Origin of the sequence: Caldisalinibacter kiritimatiensis, assembly GCF_000387765.1 — a bacterium.
Lineage (GTDB): Bacteria > Bacillota > Clostridia > Tissierellales > Caldisalinibacteraceae > Caldisalinibacter > Caldisalinibacter kiritimatiensis.
In genome coordinates this window covers 21,646-35,735 of record NZ_ARZA01000058.1, presented here as the reverse complement: position 1 = coordinate 35,735, position 14,090 = coordinate 21,646, and the positions used below count along the sequence as shown (strand labels likewise).

The window sequence follows — 14,090 nt, the reverse complement described above, 5'->3', positions numbered from 1 at the left end:
CTTTTTTTATCTTGTAACCTTTGATTTTACTTGTTTTGAAACTGTAATACAGTTGTCTTTAAAAAATTTTTTTTATTAATTTTTAAATTTTTTTATTAAATTTCTCGCTTTATACATAAAAAAACTGTATTACAGTTGGTACTTTTTTTTATCTTGTAACCTTTGATTTTACTTGTTTTGAAACTGTAATACAGTTATACTACTTCTTCAAACCTCTTAAAGCTCTTATTCCTGGAGGTAGTTTTTCTTCTTTTGCTACATCTCCATAAAGTTCATCCTCTGCTTCATGTGAATTGCTATGTTTACTCTCTATATTTTTTAAATTCTTTCTAAACTTTTTACTGGTTATAGAATTTACAGGCTTTATTTCTTTTTCATATGTATTTATTGCTATCTCTTCTTCTAAAGCTTTATGACTAATTGCTTCTATCATCAACTTGTTTAATGTAGCATCATCAGATAACTTCTTTTCTAATGCTATCTTGAATTTAATAGCATTAATCATTTCTTTATTTCTATTGCTTTGAATATTATTGATCCAGTCAAGTACTTCCTGGTCCACTCCTGAGTCTGGACTTAACCGGATCGTTAAGCACTGAACCAAAATTGTATATTTTTTTTTCTCTTTTTTTCCTGGCCATCCAGACTCACTCCTATAAAAAATTAATCTTCCCCAAATATTTCATCATCTTCTTGACTTGATTGTTGCATCTCAAATAATAATGCCTTTAAAGCCCCTTCTGCATTTGCGAAGCGTGGATCTTCTGGAACTTTTATTTCCATATATTCATTAGCAAAATGATTTATAAAACCATCTTTAAAAAATGGAGTGCCTCCACCAATCATATTTGTAATGTTTATCTCATATTTATTGATTCTTCTATCCTGAAGCTCTTCCGAAATCTTATCTGCTAACAACTTTGCACTATTTGAAAAATGTTTTTCTGATATTTGGTAAATTTCTTTATTTATTTCTTTATTCCCAATATATAAAGGTCTTTTAGTTCTTAGATGATAATCTAGTTTATGTATATCAAATTCATGTCCATAAATTGTTTTATATCTTTTGCAATATCTCTTAACACTGCTGTAGTGCCGCCCTTTAATACCAAAATTACCTTTTTCCAGGAAGTCACCTTCCTTTAATATTGATACATCAGTGTCAATTGAACCGATATCTATATTAAGTATAGTCTTAAATTCGTAATCTACTATATCACTTCGTACATTCCCATCCCAACCATATACACAAGCTATTTGTCCGACAGCACCTTCTGGATTAATTAATAATCGTTCTATATCTAATGTTATCTCTGCTCCATTAAAAGCTTCATCATTGAAGATAACCTTATGTTTTCCTTTTAATTTATCTTCTAATATTTTTATATAATCCTTTTCTTCACTCCAGTATTCTTCTGTTGGTAATAATGTTGATAAAGCTATTGTTTCTGTTTTCTTTGGATTCTTAGAATCATAAAGATAGTATGCTATTGTAGTTAAAAGCTGTATGATAGTTTGCGGATTCTCAGCTTTTTTAGTTACTCTTGTAGGCTTCATATATTCTTCGCCCTCTTTAAAAGCTAAGCCACCAACAAACCATCTTTCTGTAACCAATGAAGGTGATTCAATAGTAACGTCTAAAAGATTTATTAGATTTTTTACTTTTTTACCATAGCTTCTTCTATATCTAGCTCTTGAAACTATATTAAGCACCGATACCTTGTCTTCTTTATTTTGCTTGTACTCTTCTCCTACTAGCTTTGTGTCAAAATTCCCTACTTCGCATGCTATTAGTTTTCTCATTTTTCCTTCCCCCTTGTACTTTAATATTTTTTTTAAAACTTGAAAATTAATTAACTCTTTTAATGTGTATCCCATTAATTACTGCCCCTTTTCTAGCAGCTCCTTTAATCTTTTGCCTTCCTCTGTAAGACTATAAAGCTTTGCTGTAGATATACCTCTCATTTCCACCAACCCTACTAATTCTAATGCGGCAATACACTTGTTTCGAATGTATTCGCTAACCCCGACTTGTTTGTCTATTTCGTATAGTGGTATTCCGTCATGCAAACTAATTGTTTTAAATACTTCTCCCATTTTTTCATGTACTAACTGAAACCTATTAGCAAGAAATTTTAATTGTTCATCAGTAAATATTTTCTCCATCTCTTCACCTTCCTTCTTTTCTTTTTCCCTTTGCTTTGTTCTTTCACTTAGTATTATACCTAAAAAATATATTTTTGTCTATAGTTGGTTTTAATTTTTTTGAAAATTTTTTATAAAATATTAATGAGGTACTTTAAGTACCTCTTTGGACTGTTCAAGGGAGGATCTTTATGGTTCTCTCTTGGCATATTATTTAAGTTTGATATTCTTCTGAGATTGCTAATTCAATTTTGTCTTTTATTTGTTTAATATCATAACCTTGCTCTTTAAAATGCTGATAAAGAGTTATTCTTTTTTGTGCTTCAGTATGAGACATTCCTTTTGATACCATATAATCTATTAGGTCATTCTCATAAATAATAATGTTTCTACCTTTTTTTTCACTCCTTACTAATCCATTTTTAGAATCGTGAGAAATCAATGCTCTTGTCCTTCCCATTATTGCTGTAATTTCTGCTGTAGTATATGCTTTTTCTGGAATACCAAATTTTAAGCCAAATAACATTTTTCCTAGTGGAGATTCTATAAATCTCATTGGTATACTGAAACTATCGGAAAATGGATCTTTAAAGAAAATCTCAAGTATTTCTTTGACTAATTTATGTGCTTCTTGTGGTTTTATGATTTCTCCACTTTCTAATTTCTTTGATAATTCATAAGCTCTATCCAATTTGTCATTTAATTTTGAATTTCTTTTTAATACAGCATTTGTAGCAAAAATTTCTTTTACCTCCTTACTATAAGTTTCTTTGTCCATACAATATCCTCCCTCGCAAATATTACTAATTCATCATGAATTAATTTATTTTATTATATCTTATTAATTTTACTTTTGTCAATGTGGCTTTAACTTGTGTAAAATATCGTATTGTTTTGTCATATTTCTATAAAACAATCTTTATTTTTTACTCTTAATCACTTAGTATTCCTATAGATATTTTAAAATATAGTCAATATGAAGTATTATTATAGAAATTATGTTTATTCCAATCAACACATATTCTTTTAAATTATTTTCTCTATTAAATTTTAATATCTTATACCCAAATCTAAACCTCTTATTTATAAAAGGAAAAATATAGGGCATCCTCTGGTTGTAAAGCAATCAGATAATATATGCAGTAAATATCCCAACAGTACATATCTAGTCAAATTCAAATTATATTTTATATCTATCTTTAATACTATTAAGGTTGTTATGATTGCACTTAATATTGAATGTGTTACTCCGCTCCTATGTTCGGTTAATATATATGTTCCTATAAACAAACCAATACTTATCAATATTCTGTTCTCTTTATAAATTCCATAAGCTATTAATCCAAAAGCCACCCCATATGCTACTATTTTTTTTATTACCTGGTACTGTTCTCTAATTAATAAATTTGATATAGCAAAAACAACTAATCCTACAACAAATGGATTCCATGAACTAGTAGAGGATCTATATATATTATTCCACTTATTAAATTGAATATAGCTTATTACTGCTAGTACTGTAGGTATAACCAAGCTCAATAGATTAGTTATTGCTCTTGATATGCCTGAATACATCTTATTTGATATTCTGCTTTCCAGATGGTCCAAATCAGCTAATATCGAAGCTATTCCTGTTGTTAGTATTGATACTATGTTTACATCTAATCCAAGTATTTTTATTTTAGACAATATTAATAGTCCAGTTATTCCTATTGCAGTATGCTCTTCATATTTCAAATTTATTCCCCCTAATTCAAATGAAATAAATTAAAATATTATAAACGGCGGGTAGTTTTCATTTTAAATCCAGCTGCATCTTACAGCTGGATCTTTTATCAAAATGAGTATTTTAAATCATCATAGATATTTATCTAAGTCATACTCCTGAGCTATATCTATATATGTTCCTCCTATATATTCTCTTGTATTTCCTCCTTTTTTGCCAAAGGATGTACACTCCATCCCATCTTCAGGTACTCTTGGCTCATTATAAACTTCACAAAAGATTCCTTGTTTTTCTTCAGTCATAAAACTACATATATTGCAGTATTTTTCTTCTTCGTCACATGGTCTTATAAGAAAACTATCTTCCCTTTCTAAAAGGCCTTATAGCTCTTATTTTGGCTAATGAATATAAAAAAGTTTTTTCTGTATCTACTCTAATTTTAATTGGTTCCTTATCTGGTTGTTCATAATCTGGATCTCCTGGTTCAGCTCCATAATTATTTTCTATAATTCCTTGTCTTTCATCATATACAACTGCATACAAATCATCTGCTATAGCTTTCATAGCTTCCCTTCTTGCCGCCTCTACTCTATAATGCCATTCATCCAAAGCATCTTCAGCATCAAAATATTCTGTCCCTATAACTATTGCTTCAGCTCCCCTTATTGTAGAAGCTTCTCCAACGACCCCATTAGATAGGACCACCAAGATTGGCTTTCTTGGAGCTTTCGTTTCTTCTATATTATTCGGATCCCTTATTATCCTATATTGCTCTTCTATTCTCATGAATTTAACCTCCTTTTGGTTCCCACGGCATATCTTCTACACTTACTTGTTCCACTCCTCTAACACTGCCTAACCCATTCATATACATAAGCTTCCAATTCTTTATTGTCTTCCAGTATAATATTTTCTTTAACTCTTTTATACATATGTCCTTCTCCTTCGAGTTTATCTAAGTTCTGCAATGTTTTTTTATCGATTTCATAGACCTCTCCTATAACAACATCTTCTATCTGACTAGACTTTACTATGCCAGGGAATGAAATTACTACTCTATACATTTTATATCCTTTTAATAATCCCTTTCCTATAAACCTTTGATTCTTTAAAAAGTCATGGTTCGAATGTCTTTTCATTAAAGTTCCATATACAAACATTTTATACATATCTTTCACTCCATTCATGTGTATTAGTTATATTACGCTTTTTAAAGTATTCATAACCATGACTTCTTCCTCTATAAATCAATTCTCCATTAAAATAGACAAATAATCTATTGAGTTCCACACTACTCCATTCGTCTTTTTTTACAATATTTGTTAAAGGTCTGGTTGAGAAACATACATGTCCTTTCCCGCTATATTTATATAAAGAATCTTTAAAATTAGTATGTATAAATAAGTGTTTTCCATCAGATAAAAGTAAGTTTAATTTCCCATAAGGAGCTAGTTCTTTTATTGATTTTTCTATTACCTTTATTTTGTATTCTAAGTTTCTATCATTCTTTTCACGAAGATTTTGAGCTATATAACAGAATACTCTTTCACTATCAGTATCTCCCTTTGCTTCTTGTTGTATAAATATATCAAACACCTTAGGATCTATAATGCTTCCATTATGTGCAAATACCCACTTCTCATTATTTATCCCTTTAACAAAAGGATGTGTATTCTCTATTTTTTCTTCCCCTAGAGTTTTATATCTAATATGTGCTATTGTTAATTTTCCTGGCAAATTCTTACTAACAATATCCTTTGCAAGCTTACTCTTATACGCTGGATTAGCTTCCTTTATTAATCTAAACTCATTATCTCTACCATAAAAAGCTAATCCCCATCCATGAGGATGTAGATTTGAAAAATCAAAAAATGTTTTAAACTCTTATTAAGTTCATAATAGTTTCCACCATTAAATGCGTATAACATACACATATATATCAACTCCAAAACTTTAGTTTATCTTATTATATCCAATTATTTTACATGTGTCAAATTTTATTTTATATTTGTTAAAGTTTTAGAGTTATCTCCATGTATTCCTTGCTAGAACTCCTAATACATGTTCTTTGTCTCTTTTTCTTGAAAAAAAGATATCTAAAAATTCCATCAATGATTGATTATTTCTTTCATTTCTAGCATTGTTTAGCATATTCCCTCTTCTTTTCATTGTTTCCGGTGTTGGTGCATCCCTTAAATCTTTTGATCTTACCTTTTCTGAAGCCATAATTATTCCAGCAGCTATCTTTATATTAGCTTGAATTGTTGCTGGATCTAATGACCCATTAAAATATCTAAATTCTATAGTATTTGGTTTGTCTGGTCTATGTATGTTTGTTAAATTTATTCCATAATACCTATTACGATTCCCTATATCTTCCACTAAACTATGAACATCTGATTCACTTTCCATTGTAACTCTTCTTCTTGTACCATAGCTAGCTCTTTCGTTAAAAGGCATAGCATAATAACTATGTCCACTTCTTATTCTTCCCTCATTTCCTCCTGAAGCTCTGTAGATGGTTTCTTCATATCCTTTAATAGCTTTAAAAAATCTCCTCCACCTTTGTCTTGCTGTGTCTAATGGTTCCATACTCACATGAACATGTCCACCACATTTATAGTTTATTCTCGCTCCATGTCTTTTAGCTACTTCACATATTTTTTCTATTTGTTCCCACGTCTCAGGAGTATCTCTTAGAACAGGTGATACTAATTCTCCTCCTCTTCTTCCTGAGGTTACCGAACCATCTCTTTCAAGTGTCCACTTTCCCGGTGTACCTGAATCATGATATCTTACCATTCGTGGTTCCGATATAATTCCTAATTCATATAATTCTCTTGCTATTGCATCTGAATCTCCATCTACAAATTCAAGTTCTATACCAAATGTTATATTTGAACCGTTTAGAGCATTAGCCCTATCATACGGAAGAGGCACATTTTTAAGTCTTTCTAATGCAACTCCAAATTCTTCTACATTATCACAATAGAAATGTCCTTCATCTTCGTATTCTCCCGTTAAAGCTCTTCTATTTTCCTCGGCTATTTGATCCATGTTTTGCTGATTTTGCAGTGCTTCATTTATATTTATGTTTCCTTGCCCTATTGGCGAATCTGGTATGTTATATTCTTCTTGCAGCTGTCCTCTTGCTATATTTGCTGCCTGTATATGTCTGCATTCTTCCCCTCTAATTCTATAATGCATACAGTTGCATGTTGTATCTTCATAGTTTACATCATATGTATTCCCTGAAGGAGATTTAAACTCTAGCTATTCCTGGAGTATTAGGATCACAGGTAACTAATAATTGTTCATTTCTTCTTCTAGTTCTGGATTCCATATTAAACTGGTACCGTTCTTACTTCTTCTAATTCTATCTTCAAGTCTTGTTGCCATTTCCGTTTCTTCAATTGAAGCTGCTTCTTCTACTGCTTCTGAGTTTCCGATTCCTTGACCCATTGTATTTCTTGAACTTCTACTTGCAATTGTAGAGCTTCTGGCTTTAGGCATTTTTTTCACCTCCTAAATTATGCTTTAAGTTCATATCTTCATACAACTTGTTAAAGTACATAATATTTCTGTGAAAAATATCATCCTTTGTAAACTCTGTATTCTTATTTCTTCCTTCAAATAGCATCCCTCGTCTACTCTGAACAAAAGCTGATTGATTTAAAACTATTATCCGATGTCCAAAGGCAACTGCATGAATTTCTTTTACTCGGCGGGATGATGTTATGCCTATTATTAAGATCTCTATCTCCGGATCTATGTTCTTGCATAGATATCTAAAGCCTGTTAAATAGTTTTTCCATATGTTTGAAGCTTTTAACCTAACATCTACTACCTGGAATGAAAAAGCTATCATTTTGACCTTATTTCTTTTAATCTCCCTAATCCATTTATCCAAATCTTTCAAACTATACCAACTTACATCAGGAATTGCGTTTAGTCCAGCTTCAAGCATTTCATTATATACTATTGTAGTCCTTTTTATGTTGTATAAATGGACTAGTCTAGGAGCATCTTCATAAACTGAGAAATTTGGTGATATTATTGCCTTTATATTCATTCTTTTTAAATCTTTGTAATTATTTTTTCTATTATCCCAAAATCCTTCAAGAGTTCTATCTTTAACATAAAACTCTAGAACTGCTTCTGTACCTTCAGCTATGTTTAAAGCCTTTACATATCCATTATTTAGATACTTTGGATTAATCTTTTCTCCATTTCTTGAAAACATACTTCCTGCATGTAGTCCTATTACAGGCATTATATCTCCCCTAGGTTTTTCTTTAAATACATCAGGAAGAATAGGTATATGGGCCGGTAAATGAATTTTTTTATTTCCCTTACTTTCTATTTCAGGTCCTCCCACGCTCATTAAATACGCTATCCCTGCTGGTCTTTCAGGACATAAAGCAAAACAATCTCGACAATTCTTGTCACACATACAAACCTCACAAAGAGAACATCCTTCACAAAAATACTCTTTAAAAATACATGAATTGCAATTTCTCCCACATAGTCCACTCAATTTTAATAACCCTCCAAATAATCATCTATTTTTCTTCTTAGCTTTTTGAGTGATTTCCTTACTATTTCTTCTTCTTCACTTGATAGTTCTATCTTGTTAAAAAATTTTATTTGCCTTATTAATGTTCTTGTTAATTTTAATAATTCTAATACATCCGGTTTGTTTTCAGGCACATATGTCACCCCTTTCCATAGAAAAATTATACAACATTTTTCTATTTTTTTCATTTTCGGCGGGTTATATATAATGTAATTCATTATTCTTTGCTTTAAATTTTCATAAAAAAAGAACCAAAGTTGTTTTCAACTTTGATTCTTTTTATCTCTTTTATTTAAAATAATTCTCCAGGAGTTCTTCAATGCTCTTATACTGTTTTGTTTTAAAATTCTTTTCATTCTTGGATGTTAAAGTAAATCCCCATTCTTCAGAATCAATATTTGATATTCTACTATTTAATTCTTTTATTGATTTTTTTGCTTGTTCAATTTTTTCATCTATTTTTTCTTCTTCGGTTTTAGGCTTGCTTACTGTTCTTACACTTGTCTGGACTTATGGATAATGACCTATTTTATTCAACATAATCTTAAATTCTTTTTTCTCTATGATTTGCACTTTGAAATCAAATATTGAGTATGCTCCTACATAGTCTATATTTACATCTGGTTATATCTAATTTCACTCTTGTATTCCCATGACTAGCCTCAATAGTACTATTGCCTAATTTTCTAACATCAAACCCTTTATCTTTAAAGAATTTTTCAAAATCCCTTTCTGATTCATTCAAATAATCCTTTTTCTTTTGATAAACTAATTTCTTAAAAGTTTTTCCTAATTCATTTAGTTCTTTCTCTAGTTCTCCTAACTCTTTAATTTTGTTAATATTCATGTTATCCCCCTTTACTGTTTATTAATTTGATATCATATACCATATTCCAGCTATGACAATATATATCCCGAAAGTCAAACCTCCTTCCATAGTTTTTGATAAATCAGCTGTTGTTAACCAATTAGCCATTATTATCTCTTTTGTTGCTATAGCGGCTATTCCTGAAATTATACCAATTTTAGCAACTTTTTTTATTTTTTCTCTGTCCATCTCCTTACTCCTTTCAATGATTTTATTATATCACTTCAAATTTAAATTTTTCTAAGTAATAAAATATATAACTTCTCCCACACAAATTAATTTACATGTTTTATACGGGAGAAGGAAGGGGGACTATTGACTTTTAAAATCAGTATTACTATGTGTGTTATATTTTTATGTCCTTATGCAGCTCTTCTTTGACTTTGAATCTTCTTTTCAATTTTGTACTTTCTTTTAATACTTATGTACCTTCTTACATACTTAAATTCTTTAATATTAAAAATCCATATCCATATTGCCGGTATAAAAAACACTCTAACAAAGATGTCTAAAATATCAAATATTCCCATTTTACCCACTCCCTACTTTCAACTTAATTTAATTATAGTATATTGTTTTACGTTTGTCAAATATTTTTTTACATTTGTTTAGGCTTTTGTAAAAAAAGTAGCTGTTTATTACAGCTACTTAGTTATCACCTTTATAAGCTCTCCTATATCTCCATTCATTTTCTCAAACTGTTCTTTTGTTAACATTAATTCTACACTACTATCTTTTATATCTACTACATCAGGATTTTCAACTTCAACGATTATTTTATATTCACCTTTGCTCTTTTCTTTTATATTTCTCTACAATTCCTGTTACAATAGGTATTGTTGCATTTTCTATGACATGTTCATTAGCTTTTGATATAGACTTTATTTTAAAGTTTTTACCTACTATCTTTACTTTATCTCCTACTTCATATTCTAATTCTCCATCTACCTCCAATGTAAAAATATCCTTAAAATATTTTTTCATTTTCCCCTCAATCTCTTCAGGATATTTTACATTAGTCCAGGATGGTCTTTGAACCGGCAACAAGTTATTTAGCCAATCGCCTTTATCTTCTCCAGCTAAAGATTTAACCGTTAGACTAACTTGTCCTTCTTCTACTTGTATTTTTTCTATTTGACCTATATATGTTATTCTTGGTGCAAATATATTGCTTACTATTCCTCCGATTCCTGAAGCAAATATATAAACTATACATAATGTTGATGCTATAACTAACACTAATAACATTTTTGTACCCTTTGGATTCTTATACTCCATGTCTTTATACAAATCTATTAAGCTTTCTATCACTAACATCAACTCCTGCTTTAGATTTAATTTTATTCTTTATTATAATATCGACATTTAATGTATCTAGTTTAATAATTAGAATTTTTCATTACTTATAGTCTCCTCCTTATTTAATTTAAACATTATTTAAGAAAAACTTATTTTCCTTAAAATCAACCCAAATATCTACATTAAACTTACTACATATTTCGCTCAATATTCCTGTAATATCAAAGCCTTCTTCTTTCCAATTTTCCCCATATCCTTGTAGATAGTTTTCTAAATCTTTTTCATTAGAGATTAGTTTTTTTAGGTGCTCGATTTTTTCTGGACCAACAAGTATATATATTACCGAATCACTATCTGAATCATAATCTATTATATCAGTTATCATTTCACTTAAAAGACATATGCATTGTTCTAAATACAATTTTTTATTTAGCACTTCTTACCCTCCATTTTATAAATTCTTGTTATAGTAGTTAACAACTTCTATATATAACTTTATAACTTTCATGATACATACCTATTTTATATTTGTCTAACTCTAATTTTGCTCTTTCTATAATTTCTGCGTTTGAGTCATTTTCATTACAAGGGACTTGGAAAGTTCCTCCATATTCCCCTATTTGATATTTTACTATGGCATATCCTTTCATACTTATTCTCCTTTCAAATGATTTACATATATGTTTTCTCAGTTTTGAAATTAATTTATCTCTTGTAGAATTATATCTTTATTTATGAGGTCTGTTATGAGAAATGAGGTTATATATTTCCCTGTATCTACTCTGAAATAGGTAGATTTTTCACAAATCGGCTGGATAGTTCCTATAACCACTCGTTTATATTTTTTTCTAACCTTAACTTTCGGACTGTATTCTATCTTTACTTTTTTCCCTTGTTGTAGTTCTTTTTTCTTTTTTTCTAACTCACTTCTAGTTATCCCTCTACCCATACTCATTTTTATCCTCCTCTTACAATATACTTTATTTGCTTCCTGATTCAATTAATATAACCAATCGGCTGGTTATATTTTTGAAAAATATAGTTTCTAGTTTATGATCCTGGTGATAATTTATTGTATTTTTATTAAATCACAATTTTGTTCCAGCTTTGAGTCTTTATATTTTTTAAGTAATTTTAATGTCATATCTCTTGCTACAAATCTTTCTGAGCCTTTAAATTTATAATGTTCTAGCTTTTCTACCCTTATATCTGTAATATCTTCTTTTATTATTACAGGCCTTTTAATTACACTCACATAGTAATAAACCTTATTCTCATACCATGATTTTTCTCTTTTCAAAGATACTATAATTTCATAATCTATATTTTTTACTTTTTCTATATGCCTTTGTATGTCTTTTATATATTTATTGAATGCTTTTATTAATTGTTGAATGTCTCGTTTTGTTCTTTGTGCATACTCTTTACTCGATATTAAATCTTTCATATCATATAATTTCTAAATTTATAAAAATCAAAATATACGATTTGCCTTTTGCCTTCTTGATATGGCATTTCAATTCCTCCCTAATATTAATTTAATGTATCAAACCACTTATTAAAATTTGCCATTTATCCGTTCCCCCTTCTTTGTTTTTATGATATATTCTTATTATATATTTGTTTTTTACATTTGTAAAATTTTATTTTATTTTTGTAAAATAACGATTAAAAAAAATAATCTTTATTCTCAAAATCAAAGATGCAAGCATTACAATGCTTGCATCTTTAAAAGTACACTTGCCCGAAAGCTATTTAACAATTGCCCATTTAAGGGTTCTTTTACGATTGCCCACTTAAGGGCTATTAAACGATTGCTCACTTAAGAGTTCTTTAATCTTTACACTTTTATTATATTATACTGATACCATAGTGTCAACGTGTTTATAGGTTGTTGTGTAATACTTTGCTAATATCATCTTCTATTTTTTCTCTAGCTTCGGACAAGTAATTTTCAAGTAAAATTTTACTTACTCCTTTAATAATATAATTTCTATCGGTTTTTACATCAAATATACCTTTATTTTCCTTAACTCTTAATGGGTCTGCTATTCTTATTTCATCTACATGCATCCTACTAGGCAAGTCATTTATAAAGTTTTTGATTACTATATCTATTTCATAATTAGGATTTGGAGCTGTTCCATCCTTTATAGATGTTATTGGTAGTACTACATATTTTGTCCCAAAATCTTTTAAAATATAACAATAGTGTCCGTTCATATATTTCTTTTGGATATCCTCTTCTAAGATTTAAATATGCTACCTGTCCTTCTTTTGGTCTTGGAGAAGGTGTATAGTATGTTGTTGATGGATTTCCTGTCTGTCTTGGTACTAACCTGTTGTAAAAGAAATGAAGTTCTTTAACCCAATAATTCAATTCCTCTACAAATCCCATCACATAATCTGCATCATTTATATCTTTTAGTTTTGATATTATTTGACCCATTATACTGTCAAATTTTCTTTCTTTTTCCCTTTTGTTTTTTACCTTCATTCCCATCACCACTCTTTCCCATTTTTATTCTTTTTTAATATAACACATTTGAAAAAGAGTGTATTTTAAAAGTTTATTTTATATTAGTAATCATTGTTGCCGTGATTATTTTGTACACTCTTATACATAATTTGACTTAATTTGCTTCTTTGCTCTTTAACTATTAATTTATCTAGTATTTGACTTTTTTTAACTATCTCTGTAGATATTAAATTGTTTATGTTTTTAACAGCTAATTTATTTAATTCTTTTTTTAATTTTACAATATCTTTCATTATCCTCTCTCCTGGCCCGCAACATTTATTTAATATAATCTCCATACACTATGTATTTTTTTTCTTCTTTTAATGGGTAGATGTTTTTAAGTATACTTAGCATTTCTTTCCCGCTACATGAAAATAAAGGAAAGTTTGAATTTTCATCTATTTCTTCTAAAATTTCCTGAATACTACTGGCTTTTTCTTCCTGTAATATTCTTACTATGTAATTTAACGCTTCTATTTCTAGTTTTATATTTCTTCCATTCATCTGAATTCCCCCTGTTTTATATTTTAGAACCTTACTTATGTTTTTATTATATCATTTTATTTTACGTATGTCAAATTTTATTTTACATTTGTTAATCGTGTCGTTTTGTTTGTCTTTTATTCGCATAGTTTAAAAATATTTTTATATTAAAAAGCACTTGCTATTTATTTTTTAGCAAGTGCTTTTTAATATGTATTTTTGTATAAAACTCTCTGGAAGTTCCCTGGTCTTTATATAGCATTTTATATATGGATTAGGGAGTGGTACAGGAAGTACTAACATCAAAGCAGCCGGCAAGAAATTCATTACTTTTTCTATTATATTTGGTTTTGTTATCTCTATGGAATTACAAAAAATTTTCCTTAGCTTTTCTTCTTTTAAATGCCAGGTGTAAAACAAAACATCTTTCTCTAATTCTTTTGCTGTCTTAATGGTTTCAATACATATTCTA

General features: G+C 29.2%; 24 protein-coding genes and 1 pseudogene. All 25 read right to left on the bottom strand.

What is annotated here, in order from left to right:
• Window positions 1–199: 199 nt before the first annotated feature.
• The 25 genes and pseudogenes from L21TH_RS02515 to L21TH_RS02420 all read right to left on the bottom strand — a co-directional run bounded on the left by L21TH_RS02515 (window position 200) and on the right by L21TH_RS02420 (window position 13,639).
• Window positions 200–562, bottom strand: coding sequence for a hypothetical protein (locus L21TH_RS02515; RefSeq protein WP_155848297.1), 363 nt, complete (start codon window positions 560–562; stop codon window positions 200–202).
• 101 nt (window positions 563–663) lie between these two features.
• On the bottom strand, window positions 664–1,803 hold the full coding sequence (locus L21TH_RS02510) for a ParM/StbA family protein (RefSeq protein WP_155848296.1): 1,140 nt from the start codon (window positions 1,801–1,803) through the stop codon (window positions 664–666).
• 78 nt (window positions 1,804–1,881) lie between these two features.
• Window positions 1,882–2,166 carry a hypothetical protein gene (locus tag L21TH_RS02505; RefSeq protein ID WP_006308255.1) on the bottom strand — a complete coding sequence of 95 codons (285 nt, stop codon included), beginning with the start codon at window positions 2,164–2,166 and terminating at the stop codon, window positions 1,882–1,884.
• Window positions 2,167–2,359: 193 nt separating this feature from the next.
• Window positions 2,360–2,923 carry a hypothetical protein gene (locus tag L21TH_RS02500; RefSeq protein ID WP_006308254.1) on the bottom strand — a complete coding sequence of 188 codons (564 nt, stop codon included), beginning with the start codon at window positions 2,921–2,923 and terminating at the stop codon, window positions 2,360–2,362.
• A gap of 305 nt (window positions 2,924–3,228) precedes the next feature.
• Complete coding sequence (locus L21TH_RS02495) at window positions 3,229–3,882, bottom strand: metal-dependent hydrolase (RefSeq protein ID WP_006308253.1); 654 nt, start codon at window positions 3,880–3,882, stop codon at window positions 3,229–3,231.
• Window positions 3,883–4,002: 120 nt separating this feature from the next.
• Window positions 4,003–4,173: a hypothetical protein gene (locus tag L21TH_RS14220; RefSeq protein WP_006308251.1), complete on the bottom strand. Its 171-nt coding sequence runs from the start codon at window positions 4,171–4,173 to the stop codon at window positions 4,003–4,005.
• A 55-nt stretch (window positions 4,174–4,228) separates the two neighbouring features.
• A complete protein-coding gene (locus L21TH_RS02490) occupies window positions 4,229–4,657 on the bottom strand; it encodes a hypothetical protein (protein WP_006308250.1) in 429 nt (142 codons plus the stop codon).
• A gap of 59 nt (window positions 4,658–4,716) precedes the next feature.
• Entirely contained in the window at window positions 4,717–5,040 is a 324-nt protein-coding gene (locus L21TH_RS02485; protein WP_006308249.1) for a gamma-glutamylcyclotransferase family protein, read from the bottom strand.
• Window positions 5,033–5,719, bottom strand: a pseudogene (locus L21TH_RS02480) (class II glutamine amidotransferase); the annotation flags it as partial. The gene L21TH_RS02485 and the pseudogene L21TH_RS02480, both read right to left, overlap by 8 nt.
• Window positions 5,720–5,896: 177 nt before the next feature.
• Entirely contained in the window at window positions 5,897–7,078 is a 1,182-nt protein-coding gene (locus L21TH_RS02475) for an amidoligase family protein (RefSeq protein ID WP_006308247.1), read from the bottom strand.
• Window positions 7,079–7,174: 96 nt separating this feature from the next.
• Window positions 7,175–7,384, bottom strand: coding sequence for a hypothetical protein (locus L21TH_RS02470; protein WP_006308246.1), 210 nt, complete (start codon window positions 7,382–7,384; stop codon window positions 7,175–7,177).
• Entirely contained in the window at window positions 7,377–8,324 is a 948-nt protein-coding gene (locus L21TH_RS02465) for a DUF4417 domain-containing protein (protein ID WP_155848295.1), read from the bottom strand. Before L21TH_RS02465 ends, L21TH_RS02470 begins: the two co-directional genes overlap by 8 nt.
• Before the next feature lie 86 nt (window positions 8,325–8,410).
• A complete protein-coding gene (locus tag L21TH_RS14215) occupies window positions 8,411–8,581 on the bottom strand; it encodes a hypothetical protein (protein WP_006308242.1) in 171 nt (56 codons plus the stop codon).
• Between the two features lie 446 nt (window positions 8,582–9,027).
• Window positions 9,028–9,294 carry a hypothetical protein gene (locus L21TH_RS02460; RefSeq protein WP_006308240.1) on the bottom strand — a complete coding sequence of 89 codons (267 nt, stop codon included), beginning with the start codon at window positions 9,292–9,294 and terminating at the stop codon, window positions 9,028–9,030.
• A gap of 21 nt (window positions 9,295–9,315) precedes the next feature.
• Complete coding sequence (locus L21TH_RS02455; protein WP_006308239.1) at window positions 9,316–9,504, bottom strand: hypothetical protein; 189 nt, start codon at window positions 9,502–9,504, stop codon at window positions 9,316–9,318.
• Between the two features lie 173 nt (window positions 9,505–9,677).
• A complete protein-coding gene (locus L21TH_RS14210) occupies window positions 9,678–9,845 on the bottom strand; it encodes a hypothetical protein (RefSeq protein WP_006308238.1) in 168 nt (55 codons plus the stop codon).
• Between the two features lie 253 nt (window positions 9,846–10,098).
• Window positions 10,099–10,626 carry a hypothetical protein gene (locus tag L21TH_RS02450; RefSeq protein ID WP_006308236.1) on the bottom strand — a complete coding sequence of 176 codons (528 nt, stop codon included), beginning with the start codon at window positions 10,624–10,626 and terminating at the stop codon, window positions 10,099–10,101.
• Window positions 10,627–10,741: 115 nt separating this feature from the next.
• A complete protein-coding gene (locus L21TH_RS02445) occupies window positions 10,742–11,050 on the bottom strand; it encodes a hypothetical protein (RefSeq protein WP_006308235.1) in 309 nt (102 codons plus the stop codon).
• Window positions 11,051–11,087: 37 nt separating this feature from the next.
• The gene (locus L21TH_RS14205; RefSeq protein WP_006308234.1) at window positions 11,088–11,264 is read right to left on the bottom strand and encodes a hypothetical protein; all 177 of its coding nucleotides are present in this window, start codon (window positions 11,262–11,264) and stop codon (window positions 11,088–11,090) included.
• A 50-nt stretch (window positions 11,265–11,314) separates the two neighbouring features.
• The gene (locus L21TH_RS02440; RefSeq protein WP_006308233.1) at window positions 11,315–11,569 is read right to left on the bottom strand and encodes a hypothetical protein; all 255 of its coding nucleotides are present in this window, start codon (window positions 11,567–11,569) and stop codon (window positions 11,315–11,317) included.
• 114 nt (window positions 11,570–11,683) lie between these two features.
• Complete coding sequence (locus tag L21TH_RS02435; protein WP_006308232.1) at window positions 11,684–12,061, bottom strand: hypothetical protein; 378 nt, start codon at window positions 12,059–12,061, stop codon at window positions 11,684–11,686.
• A 437-nt stretch (window positions 12,062–12,498) separates the two neighbouring features.
• Complete coding sequence (locus L21TH_RS13670) at window positions 12,499–12,687, bottom strand: hypothetical protein (RefSeq protein WP_006308231.1); 189 nt, start codon at window positions 12,685–12,687, stop codon at window positions 12,499–12,501.
• A gap of 52 nt (window positions 12,688–12,739) precedes the next feature.
• A complete protein-coding gene (locus L21TH_RS02430; protein WP_155848294.1) occupies window positions 12,740–13,111 on the bottom strand; it encodes a hypothetical protein in 372 nt (123 codons plus the stop codon).
• Between the two features lie 83 nt (window positions 13,112–13,194).
• Window positions 13,195–13,386 carry an aspartyl-phosphate phosphatase Spo0E family protein gene (locus L21TH_RS02425; protein WP_006308228.1) on the bottom strand — a complete coding sequence of 64 codons (192 nt, stop codon included), beginning with the start codon at window positions 13,384–13,386 and terminating at the stop codon, window positions 13,195–13,197.
• A 25-nt stretch (window positions 13,387–13,411) separates the two neighbouring features.
• Complete coding sequence (locus tag L21TH_RS02420) at window positions 13,412–13,639, bottom strand: hypothetical protein (RefSeq protein ID WP_006308209.1); 228 nt, start codon at window positions 13,637–13,639, stop codon at window positions 13,412–13,414.
• Between the last annotated feature and the right edge of the window lie 451 nt (window positions 13,640–14,090).

Bases quoted from the DNA above. Each gene is read 5' to 3' on its own strand.
- L21TH_RS02510 (WP_155848296.1), bottom strand. From the start codon at position 1,803: ATGAGAAAACTAATAGCATGCGAAGTAGGGAATTTTGACACAAAGCTA.
- L21TH_RS02505 (WP_006308255.1), bottom strand. From the start codon at position 2,166: ATGGAGAAAATATTTACTGATGAACAATTAAAATTTCTTGCTAATAGG.
- L21TH_RS02500 (WP_006308254.1), bottom strand. From the start codon at position 2,923: ATGGACAAAGAAACTTATAGTAAGGAGGTAAAAGAAATTTTTGCTACA.
- L21TH_RS14220 (WP_006308251.1), bottom strand. From the start codon at position 4,173: ATGACTGAAGAAAAACAAGGAATCTTTTGTGAAGTTTATAATGAGCCA.
- L21TH_RS02490 (WP_006308250.1), bottom strand. From the start codon at position 4,657: ATGAGAATAGAAGAGCAATATAGGATAATAAGGGATCCGAATAATATA.
- L21TH_RS02485 (WP_006308249.1), bottom strand. From the start codon at position 5,040: ATGTATAAAATGTTTGTATATGGAACTTTAATGAAAAGACATTCGAAC.
- L21TH_RS02475 (WP_006308247.1), bottom strand. From the start codon at position 7,078: ATGCATTATAGAATTAGAGGGGAAGAATGCAGACATATACAGGCAGCA.
- L21TH_RS02470 (WP_006308246.1), bottom strand. From the start codon at position 7,384: ATGCCTAAAGCCAGAAGCTCTACAATTGCAAGTAGAAGTTCAAGAAAT.
- L21TH_RS02465 (WP_155848295.1), bottom strand. From the start codon at position 8,324: ATGTGTGACAAGAATTGTCGAGATTGTTTTGCTTTATGTCCTGAAAGA.
- L21TH_RS02460 (WP_006308240.1), bottom strand. From the start codon at position 9,294: ATGAATATTAACAAAATTAAAGAGTTAGGAGAACTAGAGAAAGAACTA.
- L21TH_RS02455 (WP_006308239.1), bottom strand. From the start codon at position 9,504: ATGGACAGAGAAAAAATAAAAAAAGTTGCTAAAATTGGTATAATTTCA.
- L21TH_RS14210 (WP_006308238.1), bottom strand. From the start codon at position 9,845: ATGGGAATATTTGATATTTTAGACATCTTTGTTAGAGTGTTTTTTATA.
- L21TH_RS14205 (WP_006308234.1), bottom strand. From the start codon at position 11,264: ATGAAAGGATATGCCATAGTAAAATATCAAATAGGGGAATATGGAGGA.
- L21TH_RS02440 (WP_006308233.1), bottom strand. From the start codon at position 11,569: ATGAGTATGGGTAGAGGGATAACTAGAAGTGAGTTAGAAAAAAAGAAA.
- L21TH_RS02435 (WP_006308232.1), bottom strand. From the start codon at position 12,061: ATGAAAGATTTAATATCGAGTAAAGAGTATGCACAAAGAACAAAACGA.
- L21TH_RS13670 (WP_006308231.1), bottom strand. From the start codon at position 12,687: ATGCATGTAGATGAAATAAGAATAGCAGACCCATTAAGAGTTAAGGAA.
- L21TH_RS02430 (WP_155848294.1), bottom strand. From the start codon at position 13,111: ATGAAGGTAAAAAACAAAAGGGAAAAAGAAAGAAAATTTGACAGTATA.
- L21TH_RS02425 (WP_006308228.1), bottom strand. From the start codon at position 13,386: ATGAAAGATATTGTAAAATTAAAAAAAGAATTAAATAAATTAGCTGTT.
- L21TH_RS02420 (WP_006308209.1), bottom strand. From the start codon at position 13,639: ATGAATGGAAGAAATATAAAACTAGAAATAGAAGCGTTAAATTACATA.